The organism is Shimia sp. R9_1 (assembly GCF_017743775.1).
Taxonomy (GTDB): Bacteria; Pseudomonadota; Alphaproteobacteria; order Rhodobacterales; family Rhodobacteraceae; genus Shimia.
Map to the genome: position 1 here is coordinate 57,080 of NZ_JAGHRN010000008.1, position 22,906 is coordinate 79,985.

General features: G+C 54.7%; 21 protein-coding genes and 1 pseudogene. 7 read left to right on the top strand and 15 right to left on the bottom strand.

Annotated elements, in window-relative coordinates; translation table 11 throughout:
- Nucleotides 1-5 precede the first annotated feature (5 nt).
- The 4 genes from J7399_RS19565 to J7399_RS19580 are packed head-to-tail and all read left to right on the top strand — an operon-like array spanning nt 6 to nt 2,810.
- Nucleotides 6-641, top strand: a complete 636-nt coding sequence (locus tag J7399_RS19565; protein WP_209089177.1) for a hypothetical protein — start codon at nt 6-8, stop codon at nt 639-641.
- Nucleotides 638-1,465: a hypothetical protein gene (locus J7399_RS19570; RefSeq protein ID WP_209089180.1), complete on the top strand. Its 828-nt coding sequence runs from the start codon at nt 638-640 to the stop codon at nt 1,463-1,465. Before J7399_RS19565 ends, J7399_RS19570 begins: the two co-directional genes overlap by 4 nt.
- 49 nt (nt 1,466-1,514) lie before the next feature.
- Nucleotides 1,515-2,255 carry a hypothetical protein gene (locus J7399_RS19575; RefSeq protein ID WP_209089183.1) on the top strand — a complete coding sequence of 247 codons (741 nt, stop codon included), beginning with the start codon at nt 1,515-1,517 and terminating at the stop codon, nt 2,253-2,255.
- Between the two features lie 42 nt (nt 2,256-2,297).
- Entirely contained in the window at nt 2,298-2,810 is a 513-nt protein-coding gene (locus J7399_RS19580; RefSeq protein WP_209089186.1) for a hypothetical protein, read from the top strand.
- 349 nt (nt 2,811-3,159) lie between these two features.
- Here the strand turns inward: J7399_RS19580 and J7399_RS19585 are convergent, their stop codons facing one another.
- Nucleotides 3,160-3,792: a tyrosine-type recombinase/integrase gene (locus J7399_RS19585; protein WP_209089281.1), complete on the bottom strand. Its 633-nt coding sequence runs from the start codon at nt 3,790-3,792 to the stop codon at nt 3,160-3,162.
- A 406-nt stretch (nt 3,793-4,198) separates the two neighbouring features.
- On the opposite strand from J7399_RS19585, the gene J7399_RS19590 reads away from it, so the two are divergent.
- Both J7399_RS19590 and J7399_RS19595 read left to right on the top strand, forming a co-directional pair.
- A complete protein-coding gene (locus J7399_RS19590; protein ID WP_209089190.1) occupies nt 4,199-5,017 on the top strand; it encodes a hypothetical protein in 819 nt (272 codons plus the stop codon).
- A 185-nt stretch (nt 5,018-5,202) separates the two neighbouring features.
- Entirely contained in the window at nt 5,203-5,646 is a 444-nt protein-coding gene (locus J7399_RS19595) for a hypothetical protein (protein ID WP_209089193.1), read from the top strand.
- Nucleotides 5,647-6,132: 486 nt separating this feature from the next.
- Here the strand turns inward: J7399_RS19595 and J7399_RS19600 are convergent, their stop codons facing one another.
- Nucleotides 6,133-7,161 carry a hypothetical protein gene (locus J7399_RS19600; RefSeq protein ID WP_209089196.1) on the bottom strand — a complete coding sequence of 343 codons (1,029 nt, stop codon included), beginning with the start codon at nt 7,159-7,161 and terminating at the stop codon, nt 6,133-6,135.
- Between the two features lie 154 nt (nt 7,162-7,315).
- Between J7399_RS19600 and J7399_RS19605 the strand changes: the two genes are divergently transcribed.
- The gene (locus J7399_RS19605) at nt 7,316-8,341 is read left to right on the top strand and encodes a serine protease (RefSeq protein WP_209089199.1); all 1,026 of its coding nucleotides are present in this window, start codon (nt 7,316-7,318) and stop codon (nt 8,339-8,341) included.
- Nucleotides 8,342-8,630: 289 nt separating this feature from the next.
- On the opposite strand, the gene J7399_RS19610 is transcribed toward J7399_RS19605, so the two are convergent.
- From J7399_RS19610 to J7399_RS19665, 13 genes and pseudogenes are all read right to left on the bottom strand, one after another.
- On the bottom strand, nt 8,631-9,539 hold the full coding sequence (locus J7399_RS19610; protein ID WP_209089202.1) for an alpha/beta hydrolase: 909 nt from the start codon (nt 9,537-9,539) through the stop codon (nt 8,631-8,633).
- A gap of 625 nt (nt 9,540-10,164) precedes the next feature.
- Nucleotides 10,165-10,611 carry a thiamine pyrophosphate-dependent enzyme gene (locus J7399_RS21020; protein ID WP_348539487.1) on the bottom strand — a complete coding sequence of 149 codons (447 nt, stop codon included), beginning with the start codon at nt 10,609-10,611 and terminating at the stop codon, nt 10,165-10,167.
- A gap of 362 nt (nt 10,612-10,973) precedes the next feature.
- Nucleotides 10,974-11,957, bottom strand: a pseudogene (locus J7399_RS21025) (thiamine pyrophosphate-binding protein); the annotation flags it as partial.
- On the bottom strand, nt 11,957-13,366 hold the full coding sequence (locus J7399_RS19620; RefSeq protein WP_209079085.1) for an aldehyde dehydrogenase family protein: 1,410 nt from the start codon (nt 13,364-13,366) through the stop codon (nt 11,957-11,959). The gene J7399_RS19620 and the pseudogene J7399_RS21025, both read right to left, overlap by 1 nt.
- Complete coding sequence (locus tag J7399_RS19625) at nt 13,347-14,261, bottom strand: sugar phosphate isomerase/epimerase (protein ID WP_209089205.1); 915 nt, start codon at nt 14,259-14,261, stop codon at nt 13,347-13,349. Before J7399_RS19625 ends, J7399_RS19620 begins: the two co-directional genes overlap by 20 nt.
- Nucleotides 14,262-14,405: 144 nt before the next feature.
- Nucleotides 14,406-15,596 carry a Gfo/Idh/MocA family oxidoreductase gene (locus J7399_RS19630; protein ID WP_209089208.1) on the bottom strand — a complete coding sequence of 397 codons (1,191 nt, stop codon included), beginning with the start codon at nt 15,594-15,596 and terminating at the stop codon, nt 14,406-14,408.
- A 1-nt stretch (nt 15,597) separates the two neighbouring features.
- Complete coding sequence (locus J7399_RS19635; RefSeq protein WP_209089211.1) at nt 15,598-16,263, bottom strand: hypothetical protein; 666 nt, start codon at nt 16,261-16,263, stop codon at nt 15,598-15,600.
- Entirely contained in the window at nt 16,253-17,434 is a 1,182-nt protein-coding gene (locus tag J7399_RS19640; RefSeq protein ID WP_209089214.1) for a Gfo/Idh/MocA family oxidoreductase, read from the bottom strand. Before J7399_RS19640 ends, J7399_RS19635 begins: the two co-directional genes overlap by 11 nt.
- Nucleotides 17,431-18,243, bottom strand: coding sequence for a citryl-CoA lyase (locus J7399_RS19645; RefSeq protein WP_209089229.1), 813 nt, complete (start codon nt 18,241-18,243; stop codon nt 17,431-17,433). Before J7399_RS19645 ends, J7399_RS19640 begins: the two co-directional genes overlap by 4 nt.
- The gene (locus tag J7399_RS19650; RefSeq protein WP_209089232.1) at nt 18,236-19,108 is read right to left on the bottom strand and encodes a shikimate dehydrogenase; all 873 of its coding nucleotides are present in this window, start codon (nt 19,106-19,108) and stop codon (nt 18,236-18,238) included. The genes J7399_RS19645 and J7399_RS19650 overlap by 8 nt, the downstream gene beginning before the upstream one ends.
- Nucleotides 19,105-21,003 (bottom strand): sugar phosphate isomerase/epimerase and 4-hydroxyphenylpyruvate domain-containing protein, encoded by a 1,899-nt coding sequence (locus J7399_RS19655; RefSeq protein WP_209089235.1) that lies wholly within the window; start codon nt 21,001-21,003, stop codon nt 19,105-19,107. The genes J7399_RS19650 and J7399_RS19655 overlap by 4 nt, the downstream gene beginning before the upstream one ends.
- 4 nt (nt 21,004-21,007) lie before the next feature.
- Nucleotides 21,008-22,303 (bottom strand): TRAP transporter large permease, encoded by a 1,296-nt coding sequence (locus tag J7399_RS19660; RefSeq protein ID WP_209089238.1) that lies wholly within the window; start codon nt 22,301-22,303, stop codon nt 21,008-21,010.
- Entirely contained in the window at nt 22,300-22,890 is a 591-nt protein-coding gene (locus tag J7399_RS19665) for a TRAP transporter small permease subunit (RefSeq protein ID WP_209079076.1), read from the bottom strand. The genes J7399_RS19660 and J7399_RS19665 overlap by 4 nt, the downstream gene beginning before the upstream one ends.
- Nucleotides 22,891-22,906: the final 16 nt, after the last annotated feature.

The window sequence follows — 22,906 nt, forward strand, 5'->3', positions numbered from 1 at the left end:
CATGAATGAAAAAATTGCCGAAGAAAGCTTGCTCAGCTGTGAGGACATGTCCGGGCCTGATCACGCAAACTGTGCGCCCTATGATCCGAATGAAGGAACGTAAAATGCAAAACATCCTAAAAAATGGCGCCACAAGCGCACTCATTGGCCTGACCGCCTTCGTCTCACCGGCCTGGGCTGAACGGGCAATTCGTCTCAGCATTCCTGTCCGTGTTGACGGCGACCTTTCCAAGGTTACAGATGGCATTTGGTTGTATTGCTTAAGCTATGTCTGGGATGATTCAGCTTATCAAGCCGAATGGACTGCACAGATTAGCGCGCCGGGCGCGACATTTGCGCCAAACGCTGATGACGGAACATTTCTAACGACTTTCGAATTTGTTCCTTCTGAATTGGGCGCGGATATCCATACTCGCTTTGAGGGTACATACGCCATTGACATCAATTGTAAGCTACAAAGAGGAGCGGTCATTCCTGCGGAACAGTTGAAACCTGGAGATATCGAACGCACATCGCGTAGTGATAAATCGGGCTATCCGAGCGCACCCGCAGGTCCTGGCAGCTGCGGCAATATTTTTGCCACGGTTCTCATGCCAGACTACCGTATGCAGCTGCCCCCGAAACTTGAAGCCTGTTTGTGAGCCTGCGCAATATGCTCGCCTTGTTGCCCAGAACACTCGCGGTGGCGGCCTTGGTATCCGTGGGATTGACCGGAGCGGGCGGCGCGAATGACAGCCTTGGCGCGCAGCCAGAAACTGATACCAATGGTGAGATCGAAGTACCGGCTATCCCCTTTGCTGTCTCGGCACCCACTCTCATCATCTCAGTTGAGGGGCCGTTGGAAATTCAAGCCCCGCCTTTGGTCCTTGCCGTAGAGGGCCCGCTTGAGATCGACGCTCCGCCTTTGGTTCTGGCGGTGGAAGGGCCGCTTGAGATCAATGCGCCCGATCTGGTGCTGGCGGTGGAGGGGCCATTGACAATTGATGCCCCTGCATTGGCCATCACAGTTTTTGAGCCATTTGTCGTGACAGCACCCGCCTTGCCCCTCATCGTTGAGGACGATGAAGACACAGACCGCATCGCCCAGCACCTTTGTGTCGGGACATATACAATGTTTATAGGACAGGTCGTTGGGACCTCAATCAGCCATGTCATGCCCATTGGCACCAAAGAGGTAGCCCGCGCAACAGTGAGCTCAGAAAGCTGCGGGGCATCTTTGACGCTTGCTGCGCAGGGGCAGAAAATCCTGCTCGCCCGGCAGCATGGTGGCGACAATAGATATGAAGGCGAACTGCACCTCCCAGACGGGGCCAAACGAAAACTCAGCCTCACCTGTGGGCAGAACCTCACGCTCTTTGGCGGGATCGTTGCGCGCGATGATCGTCTGCAGGTCGGTCGTCAGATGTGGTTGCAGCTGGATCATGTGAACGAGGCCACTTTGGCCGCCTGCGCAGAGCGAAAATGAAACGCTCGCGCGCGGTGTCGCAGCTAGAAACAGGACATACTTATCAGAGATGGAAGCGAAAATGACCTTAAGAAACGTGTTTATCGCATTTTTTGGCGGGGTATTGGCAACGCCGGTTTTGGCGGACACCTATAGATCCTCGTTAGACTATTTTTGCCAAGATCAAGGTTACGAGGGCACGGCATGTATCTGCGCCCAAGAAGCGTTTTTTGCAAAGGCAACCGAGCTTGGTCTGAGTGACGATGCCGCACAAATGGCGGCGCTTATGGTTGGTCAGCCGCGTATGGATCCACTTGTATTTACGTCCAGATTGCAGGAAATGGACCGCAGCCTGATGGTGGATGCAATCCCGGCGACATCTCAACTTGTGATCCACGCAGAGCAAAGCTGTCGTGCTGTCCAAGACCCTCAATTCATCTCGTTTGATGGCAATAGAAGTCCTAAGGAACGCTTCTTGCAGGCCTGTGGCTTCATGACCGGCGGTGAGGCCGAAGAGATGGCTATTTGCGATTGCCAAGCTGACGCCTACGCCAGCCGGTTCGACGACGAGACGTTTCATTTGATTACTGAACTGACCGAAATAGAAGCCTCTGGCGAGGCTGGTGCACAGGATCCGATGGAGTATTTGCTCACAGAAAAACGCAGTTTGTCATCTGATGAGGCCAACCAATTTCTTGGCAAACACCGCGCCACAATGATGCTAATCGTGCCGATCAGCTTTGAGTGCGCCAGTGCTGAGTTGGGTGCTGAGGTCGGTAATCTACTCGGAGCTATGGATCATGGAAACTAGAGCGCGAACCAATCAAGCTATGAAAAAGCGAGTAAACGAGAGATGAAAATCGTAACAACCCTCCCCTTTTTGACAACTCTGCTGCTGCCAACGGCCAGTGTGAGCCAGCCAGCATCAATCAGTGAGTTTGTCGGCCTGTCCAAAGCAGATTTCTTGGCGGAAATGGAAACCATCCACGAAACTGCTTGGCCCGACCTCGCTGTTATGTTTACGCGGCTTGATCCAGCATTTGAGGATATGCTTCCACCTTATGATGATTGGGATGCGCAGACCAAAGAGTTTGCGGGGTGTGTCTACGACACAATGGCCGAAACCGGCGCCCTTGATAAGCTTGCAGAATATACTCTGCTGCAAACCGAATATGCTCGTTTTCTTTCAGAAAACCCTGAGCTCGATTTCTCAAACATGGGTGAAAATGAGGAGGTACAGGAACGATTTGGGACGCCTTCGCTTGAGTATACTCAAGCCTCTTCGTCCTGTGGCCTATTGGATCATCAAGGACGACAAATGCAGGAAACAGGGCTTATGGAGGCTTTGTTTACACATATGCAATGAGCCTCCAAATGCAGTTTGAATTTGAAACGCTCTCCGCAGAATTCACAGAAGAGCGTGCTGTCATTTGCCAGAGTTTCACCTCTGAAGCCGCGCGTGTGATGCGTATAATTCCCAGAATCGCTATTGTCGGATTTATTTCGCTACCAACCCTTAAATTGCTGGAGGCCAACGGCTGGTTTACCTCCGCACAGCAGGGTCGGGATTTGCGCGGTTGCAGTAAATTCTGCACTGCCTGCAAATACAGCGAAAATTACGAATTCACGGTATGGGCTCGGCACCGAACAACGCCGCATGAGGGACCGGCACGCGCATTGAAATGGCGAACGGCAGGACCGTTCACCAAGATTGCTCAGATATCGGTACGCTCAGCGATACTCAGGGCATCTTCGAGTTCGACGCCAAGGTAGCGCAATGTACTGTCGACCTTTGTGTGACCAAGCAGCAGTTGGACCGCGCGGAGGTTTCCTGTCTTGCGGTAAATCTCCGCAGCCTTTGTACGGCGAAGCGAATGCGTGCCGTAACCACTTGGTTCAAGGCCTATTGCCGTCACCCAATCGCGGACAAGCCGACCATACTGGCGGGTGGAGATGTGCGGCCGGTCATGGAACCGGCTCGGAAACATAAACCGGCAGGCAAACATCTCGGGCGATTTGACCCACGCCAGGACGGTATCGCGTGTGTTTTCAGTCAATTCAAATTGCACCGGCCGCCTAGTCTTGCTCTGGATCACCGAAACGCGCTCTCGGACGCGATCGTCTTTTACAAGGTCAGAAACGGCCAATCTGACAAGATCACAGCCGCGCAACTTACTGTCGATAGCGACGTTGAACAAAGCCAGATCACGCAGATAACCCGCCAGTTCGAGCCTTGTCCGGATCGCCCAGACTTGTTTGGGTAGTAAAGGCCGTTTTTGACCGATGATCCGCCCTTTGTTCCAGGCTCTGCGTTTCGGGGTTGTTGCGGGAAGTTGGACTCTTGGCATGATTTGCCCTCCGATCCTCCCTCCAAGCCCATTCACCAGCACCGCGCTGGCAGTAGGTTTGTAACATCCTCGCCAACTGCAACGTTCAGAACGCCTACGGATAGAGCCGTTGCTGCAAGTGCAATCGACCGCTTCGAGCCCAATGCGACGAATGCCGCACCGTGCACCAATGTCCGCTCTTCTGTCTGAGGACAAAAACGTGACAAAATCAAATCGAGCTTCGCCAAGGGTTTGTGACGCAAAATTTTTCAATGCTTGTGAAAGGATCACCGCCAGTGACAAAAACGACCGTTTTTGACAAACAGCCCCAACCGAACATCTCATGGCAAAGACAAAATCTCCCAAAAACGCTTGTTCTTCACGACTTTCATCCGTTTGATGCAGGTAGGTGTGAGGGGATTCAGTCTTGTCAGACGACGAACAGCAAATTTCTGATTTTGAAAGAGCAAAATGGGCTGATGAAGTGAGGCTGCGGGAGCGTGAGATTTCCGCTAGAGAACTTGAAGTCCAAGCGAATCTTCTCGAACAACAAAACAAAGCTGAACACCTCAAAATTGACGAACAAAAGAGCAGGCAACTGTTCCGAAGTCCGTTTGCCATCGCAATACTGGCGGCTGCGGTAGCCGCGGGAGGCAATGCCTATGTCGCCTACCTTAATGGCAAAGCTACATCCGAAGTCGAGCGGCTTAAGGGTGATCAAACGCTTATTCTAGAAGCAATTCGATCGGGTGACCCAGATCAGGCGGCTGAGAATCTCAGATTTGCTGTAGATGCGCGTTTGATCTTTGATGAGGGGCGGCGAGCTGAAATTCAAGGTTTCCTTGACCGCCGACAACAGGGCGAAGGGCCATCTCTCCCGGTTGCGGGTGCTCCTTCATTGGTAGAAAGACGTATAGATTGCGGTGACGCTCATCCCGACCTACGAAGATCTCATGAAGTTAGAAAATCGTCTGTACACCTCCAAGTCGAGTCATGCGTAAGGCTGGTAGCTGGTGGGGAGCGTGGCTTCTATGAGTACCAGTTTCAGGTTTCCAACCTCAGCGACAGACCCGTACTAGTTGTTTCGGAAGACATGCAATTTCGAGCATGGATAGCTGGTGGCCAAAGTTCCTTCGTCGTCAACAGAACCTTGTCAACGGTCGAGCCAGTTTCGACTGAAAGTACATTAGATTACGGTACAGGCGATGTATCCCTCGAATTGTTTTTTCCGTCGAGAAAGCAGTAGCCGGAAGATGTGATAACACCAATCAATAGCGTAGCAGCGTCGTTCAAAAAGAAGATTGTGCCAAGGGTTTGTGGCCACGCCATAAACGACCGTTTTTGCCAATGGAATTCTGTCATTAGGGTTCTGACCAGTCGCCTTTTGATGAAAGCCTTCGCTTCGCCGCGCTCATTCGTTAGAGTACTGGCATGAGCGACGAGCAATGCAGAATGGTGACGAAGAGCGGAGTTCGATGCAGCCGTGCTGCCTCAAGCGGCTCGCTCGGATTCTGTTGGCAGCACACACCCTCGAACCGTGCAAATGCAGAGATCGGGAAAAATCGCTTGGAGGGAGCTGCCCTTGCAGTTGCTGCCTCAGAAGTTTTGCTGAAGATAGTGGAGCTTGCAGTTACACACCTCCACGAACTCTTTGGGTCCCCGCCCAAAGATCAAAGTGCAGCAAAAACCGCATTGATATCAAGGATTGACCTCGGACCTCAATTTCCGGAACTCCCGGAAGAATATTCCCCTGGATCACGCGTTGATTGGGTAAGGCTGAATGAAATTGTTCAGAACATGGATCGGGCCGTCAATGAAAAAGGGCGTGGCGTTGCGCACGTCGAAAGTGATTTTGGTCGTGGCTGGACGAAATGAACGAGTACCACAGGGATCTTCTTCTAGTTGCTATCGATCGAACAAAGGGCGAAGAGCGTGATCAAAACTCATAGGTTTTCGGCCTTGGCGAAAATGACCGTTTATGACTGGGCACCTTTATCCAAAGCCGTCGTTGGGGCAGATTCGGCGAAAGTCGGCAAAGTCCCGGACCTGTGAGTTGCCCTTAATACTCTCGCTGTGCGATGTTCAAATGGCCGAGTTTGCAGCCGCACTGCGGCACGGCGAACCGGGCACCTGCAGCAATTCTTGTGCTGCGTGCGCGCGCAGCGAGAAAATCGATGGCCGGGTTGGGCTCTCTCGTTGAATCCGCCGCGTGATAAACGAACGGCAGCTTTCGCTTAGCCTAGGATTTCACACTCTCCTGCAAAGCCCCCCTTCACTCGGCCGCCTCGTGGCGCTGCACACCGGTACTACGCGAACCTGCGTTGGAGGCTTTCGGGAGCGAACGAACTGCGGCGGTTGGGATCAGATCACCTTGTCGAGGACATCTTTGAACCGGCTGGCGATCCGGGCAAAGCCGCGAGAGGTGCCGTGAATCTCGTCGTTCCAGTCATTAACTGTGAGCAGGGTATCACGACAATCAACCACGTACACATGGGCTTCGGCGTCCGCGAGTTCCTCCAGCAGGTCATAGAGCCGGTTGACCAGCACCATAATTATCGCCCGACGCAGCTTGATCTCCGGTACGGTGCTGGTCGGGAAGTTCCGTTCCTTGAAAGCGCTGCCCAACCATTGGTCGCGGGACTTGAGATAACGAGGATTGCGCTTGTCATTGGTGCCCCATGGGTATGGAAATGCGTAGTCGTATCCGTGGAACAGGATCGGCAATTCCTCCAATTCGGGAATGCCGCGGATGTCGTTGATCACCGTCTGATAGTCGCTGCGGATCTGCTCGATCCGTTTCTTTAGTTCGTCCTGGTTGATGTGGCCTTCAATGTCGTCAGGATTTCCATTGTATTCACGCAGTATCCCGAGAAGGGAGGGTTTCTTCTGTGCGTCCTGGCCAAGAAAATCGTTCCCGGCCCCGGAGAAAAGAAAGGCACGCACCCGGTTCTTGTACCTTTTCAGCGTGAAAAGGTATTCCTTTTTTCGCGTTGCCGAGTTACCCCGCACCATGTTCTCAGTGGTGTCCCCGGCCGCGCCAAGCGACAGAATGGCGTAGTGCGGGTTCAGATGGTCAATGACGTCGTCAATCAGTACCGGGAACTGGAACCAGCTGTCACCTTCGGAGACCACCACTGGCCGATCAGGGTTGAACCCGCGGTCAAGGAGAAAGGCCACCTTGCGGGCGGCACGCTCAGTGTCATTGCCGATCTGCATTGCGTCTTCGAGGTCAACCTGTTCCTCGGTCATGATGACGAGATCGGGGTTTGGCACGATCTGGAAATCGAACCCGCCTTCCCCCGAAATCACGGTGGAATAGGCACGGAATTTTTCCCGGTTCGTGAGGTCAGCAGAAAGGTTAACATAGTCCTCAAAAGTAATCGGTTCCATAAGGCGGTCTCCAATAAAGGCTTGTTTGCTTAGCGATTGGTCGGTAATCAAATTAATATAGTCTAATTTAAGTTGTATTGGGAAAAGTATGTCATTGCGACCCGAAGATCTCGGGCCGCCCAATCTGTTAGAGGTCATGGCGCGTTTCGAGGAGGTGCGTCCCCGTTTCGAAAAGGCCCAGAAACGGATTGCGGCCGGACGTGGCTGGGAGGCAGAGACCACCACCCGCCTGCTAGAGGCCGCGCAGTGGGAAGCCGGCCACGCAGCGGGGACGTCGGTTTCCCACATGAAGGCTGGCCCAGCTTTTGGACTGCAGGGGTATGTCGGTCCGCGGGACAATATCCTAGGCGCCGAGTTTCTCGACCACGGTGTTTTGGCAGCGCGGGCTGTGTGCAAGATCGTCCGAGGAGTTGAGGTCGGAACCGGGTTCTTGGTAGGCGAGGGGGTCGTTCTAACCAACCATCACGTTATTTCCGGACCGACGCAGGCCAAGCAAGTGTCTTTCGAGTTCCTGTTCGATGACAACACAATCGGCCAGCCGCGCAACAGCGAGACCTATACCGCCGACCCCGACGGTTTGGTGTTTGCAGACGGGGATCTCGACATGTGTTTCGTATCGCTGAAGGAGTACGACTCGGCGCCGCCGCTGCGTGATTTCGGTTGGTTGCCTCTGCTACGCAAGACCGGGAAGATCGTGATCGGTGAGCCGGTCAACGTTATCCACCACCCGCGTGGAGAAGCGAAGAAAGTGGTGGTGCATGACAGCGTATTCCGGTTCGTAGAAGACCGCGAAGCCGAAGGCACAGATGCGACGGACCCGTTCTGCTGGTACTCCAGCGATACCGAAAAAGGCAGTTCCGGGGCGCCGGTCCTAAACTCCCGCTGGGAGGTCGTGGCCTTACACCACAAGGCGATACCAGACACTGACAAGAATGGGTTCGTTCTGGATACCGAAGGGCGGCGGATTGCCAAGGATCGGCGGGACGATCCGGAGCGCCAGGTGCGCTACATTGCCAACCAAGGCACCCGCGTGTCACGGATTGTGGAGCGCCTAGAGCAAGCTGAAGGGCTGAACGCAAAGGCGCACCAGATCCGGCAAGCGCTACTGGACTTGTGGTCCCTGCCCAATGCCGCCCGCTTTGCCCGCAATGCCACATGCAAGGCGATGCCTCTGCTGTAAAGCCGGGCTCGGGGACAATGGCATGGTCATGGCGAATAGGTGGAGATCGATAATCCTGGCCACGTTACCGCGCCCTGCCACGTGCTTCCCGATGATTTGTGACAATCATTGGTTTCGCCAAGATATCGGGGTTTGATGCTCCCTCATTGAGCAACGATCATAACATGACGGGATAAGGCTCTCTTCCGTTTACAACCATGCATCAGACTCTACCAACTATGAGGTGCTGAACGTCGCCACCCCCAACTCCGCACACCGGTTCGCGGAGCGCCATCCGGCGCCAACAGGTTTACAGAAATCCCTGAGCCGCGGTCATTACTGCTTTGCGATGGGTGTAAGGCACACCATGACCTGCGTCTGCGATGATCGTGCTTTTGCCAGGCCCATGCCACCGATCGAAAAGCCGTCGCGCGTCTTTGCTGGGTATTGTTGTGTCGTTCTCGGCAAAAATTGCGCGTATCGGAATTCCGGATCGGGCGATAGTCCGGTGCTCTTTCTCCATTTTCGATGACAACACACCGTTCAGTGATGACAAGAGTGATGGCAGGTAACCGCGATACTCCAATTCGCGTAGTTGGCACGCCACGACTTTTCTCACCAAGGGATCATGCTGATAAGGAGCAGCTTCCTTTCTGAACGTGCGCCGCAGGACCGGCGGTAAAAGTGCCAGAACGTGAGGAGAAAGCAGGCGTGGATTCTTACGCAAGACTTTCCTCATCCACTCAGAGCGTACTTTCATGCCTGCCGGTGCAATCAAAAGCAGACGTTCGATCTGGTGCAGTCGTTCCGAGGCAAATCGCGCGGCAATTGCGCCCCCCATCGAATAGCCCACAACGCTGAAAGGCTGATCATTGAGTTTGAGGTGTTCGAGCAAGTCATTCAATTGCCGGACAAAGAACTCAGCTGTGTGATCCGCAGTCGGACGGTCAGAGAACCCGCGCCCAAACAGATCATACGTCAATACGCGATAGCCTTTGTGTTGCAGGCGAGGGCGCAAAGGCTCCCATACATAGCTTGCGGTGGTCCAGCCATGTATGCATATCAGCAAGGGCAGCTCAGATTTTTCATCTAATTGGTAGTAAGTTGCTCGCCCCCTGATCAAAGCGGTTTCGCCGGGTTCGCGCTGCTGAGTAGCTCTTGTCATACTCTTGCGCGTGTGTTCTTTCCATTGCCAAAATTGCTTACTGATCAATGCCATACCGAACCTTTCCAAAGCTAGTAAACAACTCATTCCATTTTGAGGTGTGGATTTGCTGCCTGGCAAGGGGTTTTATGGTGCCTTTCGGCGTTGCGGGGTAAGCTCGGGCTGGGTCAAAAGTTATGTCATCTATTGAGGCTTGTCAGACTTAGGCGCACTGCAGGCACGTGACAGTCTGTACCAAAAGTGATCCCCGCTGCGCTGTGTTCGAGTGGCCGCGTTTCATGCCACACTTGAAGAGACACCGACTGTGCAAGTGTGGCAATGCGTTCGCCGCGTGCACACGCAGCACGATTTGTCGATGACCGGGTTGGGCTCTCCTGGAGCCTTTGCTGCCTGATGCGCCAATGACCGGGCCGGACGCCGCTGCCGTACACTTGATCTGCATCGAACGGGGAAGGTGCGGACTCCGCTGCCATTGCCGTTACAGATATGAATGGCCGCTATGCGCGCCTTGCGATGGCTGCTTTGCCCAGCGAAAAGGACCATGTACTCATTCTTGTTTGCTCAATGCGGCAGCCCTTTTTAGGCAAAAACAAGCGAGAGTATTGAGGTAGTTTGTATCCTCTAGGCATCATTTCATTGTTTGATGTGCGCCAATTGAAAAAATTAGCGCACATATAGACTACGTCGAAACATGCGATACATTCTTGTCTGGCGAGTAGATGTCCAAGATGTTCCAGTGTCCGGTAGTTGGCGTGGGGTTGTTGATCATTGGGACATCCAAAACTGTGGGCTTGCCGCTGGCAATTGCCGCTTCCAGTGCCGACAACAGCTCGCTTGCGGAGGTGACCCGGATCCCTTCGGCACCATAGGCTCGTGCAATTTCAGCGTAGCCGGGCCCATTTGTTGGCGCGTCCGGTGTGCCTGGGAACGTGGTGCCGTAGGTTAACCCGTAGTGCGCTTTCTGCAGGCCTGCGATTGTGCCGAAAGCATTGTTGTTCATCACCAGCCAGATAATCCCCAGATCCAACTCAACGGCGGTGGCCAACATCGATGGGTTCTGACCAAATCCGCCGTCGCCCACCAGGCTGAGGACAACTCGGTCCGGCGCCGCCAACTTGGCTCCAATCGCGCCGGGGGGCCAAACCCCATGGTGGCGAAGCCGCCCGGAGTGAGGATGGAACCTGGGGTCAGAATGTCAAACTGCTGTCCGACACCGTTTTTGTTCCACCCGACATCGGTTGTGATGATTGCATTCTCTGGTAGCGCTTTGCGTGTGTCCGCAAGAATACGCTCCGGCATCATTGGGAACGCTGTCGAGGTTTGCATTTCCGCATTTGAAGCTTTGAACGAAGTGCGGAACTTGATGATTTCTGCCTTCTTGTCTGTGCGATCCAAGCCGTTTGGATACATTTCATGTGCGACCCTAGTGAGGACACGCAGCGCCGCTTTGGCATCGGCGACAACACCGATTTCGGTAGGATAATTGCGACCGATCTCAGTAGGTTCAATGTCGATATGGATCACTTTGGTGGTGTCGGTTTTATCTCCAATGTTGAACGTATAGCCGGGGTACCAGCTGGAGCAGTCCGCCTCCTTAAACCGCGTGCCAACCGCAAAAATGGTGTCGGCGTTGAGGCAAGATTGGTTCACCAACTCGGTGCCCCAGAAGCCAGTCATGCCCATCACGAGTGGATGATCATCGCGCAGTGCACCTTTTCCCATCAGGGAGTGCGCCACAGGCAGACCCATGTGATCCACAAACTCGCGCAGTTCATCGCTGGCTTGGGCCAAAAGAATGCCGCCGCCGACGTAAGCCACAGGCGCCTTGGAAGATGCCAGTTTCGCAACGATTTGGCGCGCCGTTTCGTCATCAATCGAAGGCTTCACCAAGGCGCGGGTGTTTTGGGCGACCCTGTCAAAAGTGTCCGAAGGGATCACTTCGGAAAAGATATCCATTGGCACATTAACCAGCACTGGGCCTGGTTGGCCGCTTTCGGCCAGATGGAAGGCTTTTTCGAGGATTTCCGCCATCAGGTCTGCGCGGTCGACGCGCCAGGCGCGTTTCACAAACGGACGGTAAATTTCCCATTGGGCGGCGTCGGCATGCAGGTTGACCTCCTGATGGGGGTGTTTTCCGTAATAATGCGTGGGAATGTCGCCAGCAATGACCACCATTGGAATACAATCCAATGCGGCATTGGCGACCCCGGTGGCGCAGTTGGTCAAACCAGGGGAGAGGTGTGACAGCACCACCGAAGCCTTACCGCTTACGCGGGCATAGGCGTCTGCCGCGTGGCTGGCGATTTGTTCGTGACGTACTGTGATAAAATCAATCGGGCTCTCTGCCAGAGCGGCAAGCACCGCAATGTTGGTGTGACCGCAAAGGCCGAACACATGTTCAACCTCTCTGCGCTGCAGGAAATCGACGATGTGCTCTGCTACGGTTTTCCCGTCCACTTTGCTGCCGTCCATCACGCAACCTCCTCGCCATAGAATTCTCCAAACAGCTCTTCCTCAGAAGGTCGATCCTCTGCGATAGGGCGGCTGACCCACGTGTAATTCATCATGTGTTTCATGGTGACATTCTCATTGGTGATGTTGCCGCCCCAGATGCCGCAGCCAAGCGAAGAGGTCATGGGCATGCCGTTGGTCCATGCGCCCGCGTTGGCCTTGGATTGGGGTTGGCGCACCATCATACGGCTCACCGGCGCCAGACGTGCGAGGCGGTCAATGTGATCGTCATTGTGGCTGTAGATGCCGCAGGAATGCCCCTTGCCACCGGTCGCATAGATCTTGCCGACGGTTTCGAGCGCGTCGTCGAAACTGTCAAAGTGATAGAGGGCCATGAGCGTGGTGAGCTTCTCTTTGGAGAATTTGTGCTCTGGCCCGATTTGGCCTTGGTTCTCGACCATCAGAAATTTTCGGTCTTCGGGAATAGAGAACCCGGCGACCTCTGCAGTTTGCTGAGGGCGACAGGCGATTGTCGGGAATGTGCGGTTGCCATTTTCGTCCCACATGGCGGCTTCGAGCAGTGCTTTTTCTTCCTCAGAACATAGGTAGCCGCCTTCCGCTTCCAGCGCTTTCACCATGTTCTCGTAGATCGAGCGCTGAATGATGATGTTGCCGTCTGCCGAACAGCCTGAGCCGAAGTCGGATGTTTTGGAAATGCGTGTGTTCTGAGCCGCGATGTCCAGATCCGCGGTTTCGTCGATCACGATGGAGGAATTGCCTGCGCCGACGCCATAGGCTGGACGACCAGAGCTATAGGCGGCCTTGACCATGGGTTTGCCGCCCGTGGCGAGGGTCAGGTCACAAACCTCCATCAAATGTTGGGTCATTGGGATAGAAGGTTTGCGGATGGATTGGAAGAGATCCTCTGGTGCGCCAGCTGCGCGGCAGGCGGCGCGCATGACCTCGACCATCTCGTAGGTGGTCTGTGCAGTACGGGGATGTGGAGAGAAAATGACCGCGTTGCGCGCGTTTGCTGACGACACACCTGTTACCGGCGGCGTCATGGCCGGGTTTGTCATGGGGATGAGGGAGGCGATCACACCGGCCGGTTTTGCATATTTGACCAGGCCCTTTGCTTCGTCCACCTCAACGGCGCCGGTGGAAGGGGTGCGCAAGACGTCGCGCAAAACCATATGGATTTTGAAGCGTTTGCCGGGGCGACCTTCGCGGTCCCCAATGCCACTTTCATCTACGCCCTGCTTGGCCAAACGGGTGAAAGTTTTCTCGTTGCCAGCATACCAGGCGATTGCTTGGGACAGCCGGTCAAGATCCGCCTGACTCCAGTCTTCGATCTGGGCCATTGCCGCGCGTGCGCGATCGACCATCTGCGCGACCAGGTCACGCTCTTCGTTAGTGAGCTCTCTGCCCATGGTGTTCCTCGTTGATGGAAAGGGTGGAAGGGTCTGACAGGCGGCGTTGAGAACGCGCCTCTCCAAATGTGCGTTTCGCGTGTGTCAGGCAGCGGCGCGCGTGTTCTTCATAGCCAAGTTCCGCGACGCGGCTCTGGTTGGGCAGCTCTATGCAGTAGTCGACAGGAGGCATACGCTCGATGATCCCAGCAAAATCAATCCAGCCTTCTCCCGGGTACAAGCGCGCGTCGCGTGCGAGCTGGATCATGCCTGCGCGGGTGTCTGCGATGCCGGGTAGGCAATCAGAAATATGAAGAAAATGCAGAAGGTTAGCTGGTACATGTAGCAGCTCTCCTAGGTCAACGCGGCTGAGATGCAGATACAGGGTGTCGACAAGAATACCGCCGTTGGGCTGGTCGGCCGCTGTCACGATGTCGAGCACTTCGTCCAATGTGCGCAAGCGTGAAAAGGACGGAAACTCGAGATCGATCGTCAGCCCATAGGGTGCGGCGAGTTCACATGTCTCTGCGTAGACATCGATGAGAAAGTCTCGATCGTCTCTCGTGTTGGTCCAAGCGCTCATAATCATGCGTTTGGCGCCAAGTTCACCGCCGATTTCCAAAGACCGTTCGAAACTGCGTGGATCTACATCTTCAGTGATGCGGGCCAGCTCGACATCCAGCACGCTCAATCCAGTTGTCGTCAAAGCCGTCTTTGTGGCCTGGACCTGCGATTTGCTCACTGGAGACTGGGTGAACTCTCCGGGGACGTGCATGGGAATAAAACGTGGACTTACGGCGTCATACCCTGCGCGCGCCGCGATGTAGACCAATTCCGGTGGGGTGCAATTGATCAAAGTGAGATGCGCAAGGGAGTAGAGCGATGGTGGGCTCGCCTCAGATTGTGATCCGGTCATCTTGTGCGCCTCCCAGCGAATCTAATTCATCACACAAATACAAAAATATCAGATGTTTTAAAAAATATCAACTTTTCGATTTTGCCAAAGAAAAAGACCGCCTGCGGTGACAGGCGGTCAGGTAAAGCTCTATATTTATTGTTATTATACCTGCACCCAAGTACCCGAGGTCGCATTGCTACGCACGGCCGCGTCCACAAATGCAACCCCAGTCGCGCCAGCTTCAACCCTTGGAAAGTCCAGCCAATCTGGCGGCGACGAAACCCCATCTTTGTGCGCAGCAACCGCCAACGCCAGTTCAGCGTACAACGTGGCCCAGGCTTCAATGATGCCTTCGGGAAACCCCCGCGCGGTGCGGATCAAACGCTCAACATGAGGCGCGACCTCGTGACCATGACCTCGGCTGATGACCCGATCCGCCTCCCCAAAACGGTTGAATTTGAGCTGCTCGGAGTTCTCCAGATCCCATTCAACGCCACCTTCGCTGCCATAAATGCGTAGCCTGAGGCCTCCGCGATTCCCAGGTGCGAGCCGAGTGGCCATGAGCGTTCCCGGAACACATCCAGCAAACTTCGTACGCATGAAGACTGTGTCTTCCAAAGGCTTTGGCGCGCCGCACACATGAAACTCAGCCTGTAGATCGGTCAGAGAAAGCCCCGAAACGAAGCTGGCCAGATGCGCAGCATGGGTGCCAATGTCACCAACGCAGCTGGTTGGTCCCGAAATTTTGGGGTCAAGTCGCCATTTGACGTGAGGTGCATCGGCGACTTCTTCGGGCACCATCCAGTCCTGCATGAATTCAACGTGAATCTGATTGATCTCGCCAATGTCGCCTTGAGCTAGAATGTGTTTTGCTTGGCGCACCATGGGGAAACAGGACATTACATACCCGACACCAAAAACCTGATTGGTGTCTTGGGTCGCCGCGACAAGGGCGTGTGCCTCATCGATTTCATTGGTCAACGGTTTGTCGCAGATCACCGAGATGCCGGCCTTCAGAAACGCCTTCGCAGCAGGAAAATGCATGTTGTTCGGGGTGGTTATCATAACCGCATCTACCCCTTGCGGATGATCAGCTTCTGATGCCGCCATCGCCTCAAAGGAGGAATAGCTTCGATCCGGGTCCAGGTACCAACGTTTGCCACGTTCTGCGCTGCGGGTTGGGTCAGAACTCAAAGCGCCCGCAACAACTTCCCACTGGCCTGTTAGGCGGGCTGCGGTCGCCTGGGTTTCTGATATCCTGCCTCCTCCGACGACACCAAGCCTCAAACGGCGCGACAGTCGAGGGAAAGGGCCATCAAAGTTCAGGTCGGTTGGAAGAAGTTTGTGTAACATATTACATCTCCTGACCTGGGAAAGAGGCGCCTTGTGGAAGCAACTCAACCGCGAGAAAAACACTTGGTGTGATGGTTTCATATTGATGCCAAGGGTAGTTGCCGTTGGCATCATACATTGGACGATGGGTGGTGCCGGGCGCCATTGGTTCTTCCAAATACAAGGTGCCCACGTCCTTTTCCCGACATTGCTGCATTTTACCAAAGCCAACGACCTGCGTGTGGACCTCTCGAAATCCCGGAACGGGGCAGAACGGGTGATCTCTGTGCAGGCCCACTTTCAGCGGTACCGAGCCGGAGTGATACATGGTCAATCCCAGATCGCCCTTGATGGATTTGGGAGACATGTAGTGGCTGACACCGCGCAAACGCTCTTCGCGCCGCACATCAAAGGCAGAAGGCCAATGAGCTTTGATTTCTTTAAAAAAGGCCTCATCGTCGTCGTGATCGTCAAAGCCTTCAATAAGTAGACAGCGCTCCACATCAGACAGTGTGCAATCTTGAACGATGACAGAGGTCAACGGCGCCAGTGACTGTTGTTCAACGGATATCGCGCTTTTGCCCAAGTTTAGGGCGATAGCACGGGTGTCCAAATCGTAGGTTGTTACATCAGTGAGCAAGCGAACGGTGAAAAAAGGGGCGGCGAAGCTAAGGTTCTCAACGGGCATGAGCCGGGTCCTTGACTGGAGACAAGAATTCAATTGGGAGAGGGGATGGACGCACACAGGTGGTGGCAATCTCTTCAAAAGTCGAGCTCTGGCCGGATCGCGCAATTGCGTCCATTGCGTCGAACACGTGGAAGGCCAACTCGCCGCTCGCGCGCGGCGCTCTGTTCTCCTCAACAGCCGCTGCCAAGTCCAACAGCCCGAGGCCTCTGCTGTTTTCGTTAAAGCCATGGACGGGCGGGATTTCCTCCCAAAAATCCCGCCCCGTCGGACGTGGTTGATGGCTCCAGCGAGAGGTCTCCTTGGTGCGCAGCCATACGGGGCCGTGAAAGTCATTGGCCCCATGCACTGGATCAGGATCAGGGATGCAAATAGTGCCGGTTTCGCCATAGATTTCAAAGCGAGGTATCTCGCTGTCCCAAATGTCGAAACTCATGGTCATCTGGCCCAACACACCACTTTCAAACTGCAAAAGGCTGAGAGAATGGGTGTCAACCTCCACATTCATCCATGTGCCATTGCGTGGGCCGTTTTCGATTTGCCGCTTGTCAAATGTACGGCGCGCCATGCCCGCAACTTTGGAGATAGGGCCAAGGCAAAACACCATTGCGGTCAAATAATATGGGCCGAGATCGAGCAGAGGCCCGCCGCCAGGCTGATAGTAAAAGTCGGGGTTAGGATGGTGTCTTTCGGTTCCATGTGTGCCAACATGCGCAAAGACGCCTGTCGGTTTCCCAATCGCTCCGTCATCCAAGAGCCTGCGTACAGTTTGCCAACGCCCGCCCAAGAACGTGTCAGGAGCATTGCCAATCAGCAGTCCTTTTTGCTTGGCCAAATCCAAAAGGGTTTTGCCGTCTTCACGGTCGGTCACGAAAGGCTTTTCCGAATAGACATGTTTGCCAGCCAAAAGCGCTTTGCAGCTTACTTCAGCGTGCGCTGCCGGAACGGTGAGATTCAAAACACAATCAATACCGGGATCTGCCAGCAGTTCCTCCGGTGTGCAGGCTTTGGGAATGCCGTGCTGCGCCGCTTTCGCGCGACTTTCGGAGGGTTCAAGACTGGCGCAGGCCACAACCTCCACCTGATTAAACTTTGCTAAAGTTGTGAGGTAAATATCGCTTATGCGGCCACACCCGATGAGGCCGACCCGGAAGGATTTCGGGCGATGGGTCATTCCGTTCCTGTTGGTTGATAAAGGGGGAGGTACTTAGGCGGCATTGGCCCTTTGTTGCGCCCGCCCTGCTGCATTTGCTCCCATGCGTGTGACAGGATGCCGACAGAGCGCGACAAGCAAAACAAGCCGCGAGACAGCGGTGCGGGGAAGCCCAGTTCGCAAAAGATCACAGCTGTGGCACCATCGATGTTCATGGCAATTGCGCGGCCACCGCGTTGCTGAGCCAATTCCTCCTGGACTGCCTCGCCGATATCCGCGTAGCGCCCGGACACTGTTCCGACTTCGGCGGCGTCATGAACAAGCTGCAAGAGACGCGGGGCGCGTGGGTCGACCGGCTTGTGGAAACGATGACCGAAGCCCGATACGATTTTCCCGTAGGTGGCGCGCCAATCATTCAGGCCTGCCTTCACAGCATCAGAAAGCCGTTCTCCATTGTCGATGCGAGCCGAAATGCCAAAGTAAAGTTCGGCGCATTGCTCGCCAGCCCCGCCATGAACATCGCCGAGCATATTCACTGCAGTGGCCATGGCGTTGTTTAGGCCGACGCCACAGGTCGTGGCCATGCGCGCTGCGGCAATGGATGGGGCCTGAGGGCCGTGATCGACGCCAGCAACCAGCGCCGCCTCAAAAAGCGCGGCTTCTTCCTTGGAAGGAACTCCCCCGCGCACCATGTGCCAGATCATTTGCGCAAAACTGACGTTGCCAATCAGGTCTTCAATTGCCTCGCCACGGAACGCGATTTGTCCCGGGGCCATGTCGATGATTGATGTGCGCCACCAGTGGCGTACGGCTTCTGCATCTTCAGACATGTTCTGTCTCCGAATGAGGTGTTTTCTCTTCAAGAAGCGCGGAGAAGTGAGCGCTCATGCGCGCCACATTGGCCTGACGCCCTGTGATCAGCTGGAAGGCTTCTGCCGCTTGGTGAAACGCCATGCCGCGTCCGCTCATAACGGTGAGACCGCAAGTTCTGGCGGTCTGCAAAAGGGGCGTTTCCAAAGGGAAGTAGACGATGTCAGCAACCCAAGTGCCGAGCGTCAATTTGGCTGGATCAAAGGATTTCCTTTGATCCAGCCCCATACCCAGTGGAGTAGCGTTCACAACGCCATTGGCTTTCACCAAGGTGTCGTACGAGCACAATCGGGAATGCGCAATTGTACAGCCTGGCCGCAAAGCACTCAGGCTTTCAGAAAGCTCTTTTGCGCGGTTTTGTTGGGGGTCGATGACCGTCAAGTTTTGCACGCCTGCGTCCAGCAGCGCCAAACCAACAGCACTTGCAGCGCCCCCAGCACCAAAGAGAACACACGTCGTTTTACACTGGTTCTGGAGTACTTCTTCCAAAGCTTTGGAAAAGCCACCGTAGTCCGTGTTGTGGCCAATGCGTCGACCGTCACGAAACACAACCGTATTCACGGATGCCAACTTCCTTGCGATTGGCGAAAGCTCATCCACATATGCAACGGCGTCGTTTTTGAAAGGGTATGTGACATTTACACCGGCCAAACCATGAGCCTCGGCCCATTCCAGACACTCAGAAACACTCTGGAGATCAGGATGGGTTTCTGACGGATCAATTCGGGAATAGCTGTAAGCGAAGCCTTGAGCCTTCCCCTCTTGCTCATGAAGTTTCGGGGTTAGCGAACCGGAGGTATTTTTGCCGATGAGTGCGGCCTTCATGAGTGTGCTGGCTCCGTGTTTTGATCCGCAGACGCCGCATAGGCCTGCTGCGCTGCGAGGCGAATGGGCGCATTTCGGGCGCCAAAACCGGCGTAGCCGCCTTTCCGCTGCACGATCTCGAAGAAGAAGCCATTGAACATGGTTCTGCTGTAGATTTGGAAATATTCGCTAGCGCCGTCGCGGTCGTAGAGAATGCTGCCAGCTTGCAATCTCGCCACAAAGTCGGCGTCCAGGCCGAATGTAGCGCGCAAGTCGGCATAGTAATTTTGAGGGATTTTGAGGCGGCCAAAGTCATGTTGCGCGAGGATTTCGGACGTTTCAAAAATATCATCCGTGAGCAGCGCAATATGTTGCACGCCTGCGCCTAAGCCCTCCTGCAGGAATGAAGCGGCCAACGTATTGCGCCCGACCGCCCCATTGAGGTTCAGGCGCACCTCGCCTTCGGGGCTCTCAATAGCCTGACTGTGCACAACGCCGGACGGGTCCGCAACGTTGTGGATAGGGGCTTTGGACATGTCGAAAGTCGACAGATAATACAGTAGCCAACTCTGCATCTCATCGTGGCGCATGGTTTGTGCCACATGATCGATACGGCGCAGCCCGGCAGGCTGGACCACCGACTTGTGTTGCACTGGATCAAACTCGATATCCCAAACACGATGAAGGTCAGATTGCTCATCGATAAAGTGAACCACGCTGCCCCCGACACCTCGGATGGCAGGGATGTCAAGTTCGCCAATCCCCACAGGTTGAGAGAAATCTGGCGCGCCAAGTGCCGTTGCGCGGGCGACAGTCTGAGCGGCGTCCTTAACCCGCAACCCCATGTCACAGACCGATGGGCCATGGCCGAGAAAGGCCTTCCGAGCAAAACCTTCGGGATCTTTGTTGATCACGAAGTTGATGGAACCTTGCCGCCAAAGCTCAACTTGTTTGCTGACGTGTTTGCGCTCTCTGCGAAAGCTCAATGCGCCGAGGCTTTCACCCAGCGCACGCGCACTAGCTTCGTCGGTGGTGAATTCGATGAACTCAAAACCTGATGCATATACCCGCGCAGGCATAGCAGGGGTGCCAAAGTTCATACCGGGCTCACTTCGAGCCACTTCATCCAGCAGATTGACCAAAGCGCGGTAGCTGTCTCGTGCTAACGTGGTACCGCCGGGTTGCGGCGCGGTTTCGTTTACGCGGGCAACGGACCATGCACCTTCGTAGCCGGCTCTTGCCAGTACTTTGACAAATCCGGAAAGGTTTAGGGCGCCAAGCCCAGGAAGCAGCCCAAAGTGGCGCTTGAGGTGACGGATGTCCGTTTCCAAGCGTGGCGCATCCGATAGCTGAACATGGAACAGTTGGTGGCCGGGAATTTCTCTAAGTCGCGCCGGTTTGGAACCATCCGCAAGAGAAAAATATGAGTTTAGCGCCAAACCGAAATTTGGTGCGTCCACGTGTGACACCACGTCGTGGGCTTCAATGTCTGTGCAAACAGATTTCGCCCAAGGCAACGCCATGTATGCGATTACTTGGTCGTGCTTTCGAGCCAGTTCGGCCGCACGTTTAAGATCGCCAATGCGGCGTTCAGCATCCGCAGCGTCACAAGCAACGGCAGCAGATGTCACCAAAAGACCTTTGGCGCCGAGCAAAGCAGCCAATTTCAGCTTTTCTTCGAAACGAGCGAAAGTCGCCTTGGCATCTACTTGCCCTTCAAGGTTTTGAAAGGGCTGTAGGAAACCAACACCGAGCCCGAGGTCGTTTGCGAGCTTGCCGACGGCCGCAGGACTTAACTCCGATGCTGTGACGTCTGGTTCATGGATATCAACCGTGTCAAAGCCGGCGTCGGCGATGGCCGTGAGCTTGTCAGTCAGGCTACCTGGAACCGAAGTTGTCGATACGGATAGGACCATCGGATCACCCTTGATAACCGAACAGTCGAGGCAGCCAGAGCACCAGATCAGGTGCAAAAAGCAGGACCAATAGCGCCCCGATCAAGACAGCAAGGAAGGCCCAGATTTCGGCAATGATCTCGCGCAGTGGAATGTCGGTGACGGCGTTTAATACAAAGAGAAGAATGCCATATGGCGGAGTGATCAAGCCGATCATAGAGTTGACCACGACAAGCACTCCAAAGTGTACGAGGTCAATGCCAAGTGCCTCGCAAGTCGGAATAAACAGGGGAACGATCACCAAGATGATAGTCGTGGCATCCAGAATGCAGCCCAGAACGAGGATCAGCAGGTTCACCATAATGAGGAACATGATCGGGCTAACATCCGCGCCTTCCAGCATTGCGGAAATAGATTGCGGAATTTGTTCCTGGATGACGATGAAGTTCAGGATGAAGGCGCCGCCGATGACCATTCCGACTGCTGCTGAAGAACGCGCACTGTCGATAAACACCTGAAACAGGCCGCGCAGTGTCAGGGCGCGATAGAAAAATGCGGCCAATAGGAGCGCATAGAAAGCTGCGACAGCGGCGGCTTCTGTAGGTGTGGTGACACCGCCGTAGATGCCGTAGAGAAGTATTGCTGGCATCAGCAGGGCAGGGAAGGCATTGGCCGTCTTTCGCGGCAACTCTTTAAGAGGCACAGGCTCTTCAAGCGCAAAGTTGCGTTTGCTGGCGAGATAGTAGTTCATCGCCATCAGTACCGCCCCCATGATCAATCCCGGCAGGATACCCGCTAGAAACAAAGAACCGATGGAGGCTTTTGATACGAGCGCATAGAGCACCATGGGGATAGACGGAGGAATGATCGGGCCGATTGTCGCCGAGGCGGCCGTGATGGCTGCCGCATATCCACGGCTATAGCGATTGTCCTTGGTCATCATCTCGATGATGATTTTGCCTATGCCGGCAGCATCCGCCACGGCAGAGCCGGACATGCCCGAGAAAATCAGAGAAGCCACCACGTTCACATGGCCAAGCCCGCCTTTGAAACGGCCTACAGCTGCGACGCAAAAGTTCAGCAAGCGGTCCGTGATAGAGCCTGCATTCATGATGTTGGCTGCTACGATAAATAGGGGAACAGCCAGCAAAATAGTGCTGCGGTAAAATCCCTGCAGGATTTTCTCGCCCGCCAATGCTACGTCTAACCCTGCAACGCCAAGATAGACGATCGAGGCCAGCATGATCGAGTATCCGATGGGCGTTCCGATCCCTGCAAGCACAAAAAGTGTCAGCAGGCACGAAGCAAGTTCAAAGCTCATTTTGTAGTTCCCTGATCTTTGTCGTTATCTTCGTGCGGAACGTCCACACGCGGATGATCGTCCACAACGTTGTAGCCTACGACCAATTCAAGTTCGGTTTTTGGAGGCCCGTTGCGCAAAATGTCGAACACAAGCCATGCATAACGACCTGCAATAACTGCCATAAAGACGAGGTAGATTGAGAACACGTCGCGAAGCGGAATTTTGTTGCCGGTAAAGGGGTTTCGCACCGTGGAGGTTTTGCGGATTTTCATCCAGTCGATGTAGTCCCAAGTCGGCAGGAAGCTGTAGAGCACACCTGCGACCACAGCGAGAGATCCAATGATCGCAAACACCATGCGCACTTTTGTGGGAACCGAGAGATAGATAATGTCGAATTTGACGTGATCACGCTCGTGAACCACAAACGCACAGCTGAAAAAGATCACCCAAACCCAGAGAATACCAATCAGTTCTAGGGTCCAGCCGGCAGGGGTAAAGAAGTATCGCAAAATGATTTGCAGAAGAAAGATTATGAAGATTGCCGCCAGCATGCCGCCGGCAATCGCTTCTGAAAGTCGGGAGACCCCCCTGATCAGCTTTCTCATGAGTGTCCTCCCTCGA

Coding starts and splice junctions, on each gene's coding strand:
- J7399_RS19565 (WP_209089177.1), top strand. CDS start 6: ATGAAAAAATTGCCGAAGAAAGCTTGCTCAGCTGTGAGGACATGTCCG.
- J7399_RS19575 (WP_209089183.1), top strand. CDS start 1,515: ATGGAAGCGAAAATGACCTTAAGAAACGTGTTTATCGCATTTTTTGGC.
- J7399_RS19580 (WP_209089186.1), top strand. CDS start 2,298: ATGAAAATCGTAACAACCCTCCCCTTTTTGACAACTCTGCTGCTGCCA.
- J7399_RS19585 (WP_209089281.1), bottom strand. CDS start 3,792: ATGCCAAGAGTCCAACTTCCCGCAACAACCCCGAAACGCAGAGCCTGG.
- J7399_RS19595 (WP_209089193.1), top strand. CDS start 5,203: ATGAGCGACGAGCAATGCAGAATGGTGACGAAGAGCGGAGTTCGATGC.
- J7399_RS19600 (WP_209089196.1), bottom strand. CDS start 7,161: ATGGAACCGATTACTTTTGAGGACTATGTTAACCTTTCTGCTGACCTC.
- J7399_RS19610 (WP_209089202.1), bottom strand. CDS start 9,539: ATGGCATTGATCAGTAAGCAATTTTGGCAATGGAAAGAACACACGCGC.
- J7399_RS19620 (WP_209079085.1), bottom strand. CDS start 13,366: ATGGGCAGAGAGCTCACTAACGAAGAGCGTGACCTGGTCGCGCAGATG.
- J7399_RS19625 (WP_209089205.1), bottom strand. CDS start 14,261: ATGACCGGATCACAATCTGAGGCGAGCCCACCATCGCTCTACTCCCTT.
- J7399_RS19630 (WP_209089208.1), bottom strand. CDS start 15,596: ATGTTACACAAACTTCTTCCAACCGACCTGAACTTTGATGGCCCTTTC.
- J7399_RS19635 (WP_209089211.1), bottom strand. CDS start 16,263: ATGCCCGTTGAGAACCTTAGCTTCGCCGCCCCTTTTTTCACCGTTCGC.
- J7399_RS19640 (WP_209089214.1), bottom strand. CDS start 17,434: ATGACCCATCGCCCGAAATCCTTCCGGGTCGGCCTCATCGGGTGTGGC.
- J7399_RS19645 (WP_209089229.1), bottom strand. CDS start 18,243: ATGTCTGAAGATGCAGAAGCCGTACGCCACTGGTGGCGCACATCAATC.
- J7399_RS19650 (WP_209089232.1), bottom strand. CDS start 19,108: ATGAAGGCCGCACTCATCGGCAAAAATACCTCCGGTTCGCTAACCCCG.
- J7399_RS19655 (WP_209089235.1), bottom strand. CDS start 21,003: ATGGTCCTATCCGTATCGACAACTTCGGTTCCAGGTAGCCTGACTGAC.
- J7399_RS19660 (WP_209089238.1), bottom strand. CDS start 22,303: ATGAGCTTTGAACTTGCTTCGTGCCTGCTGACACTTTTTGTGCTTGCA.
- J7399_RS19665 (WP_209079076.1), bottom strand. CDS start 22,890: ATGAGAAAGCTGATCAGGGGGGTCTCCCGACTTTCAGAAGCGATTGCC.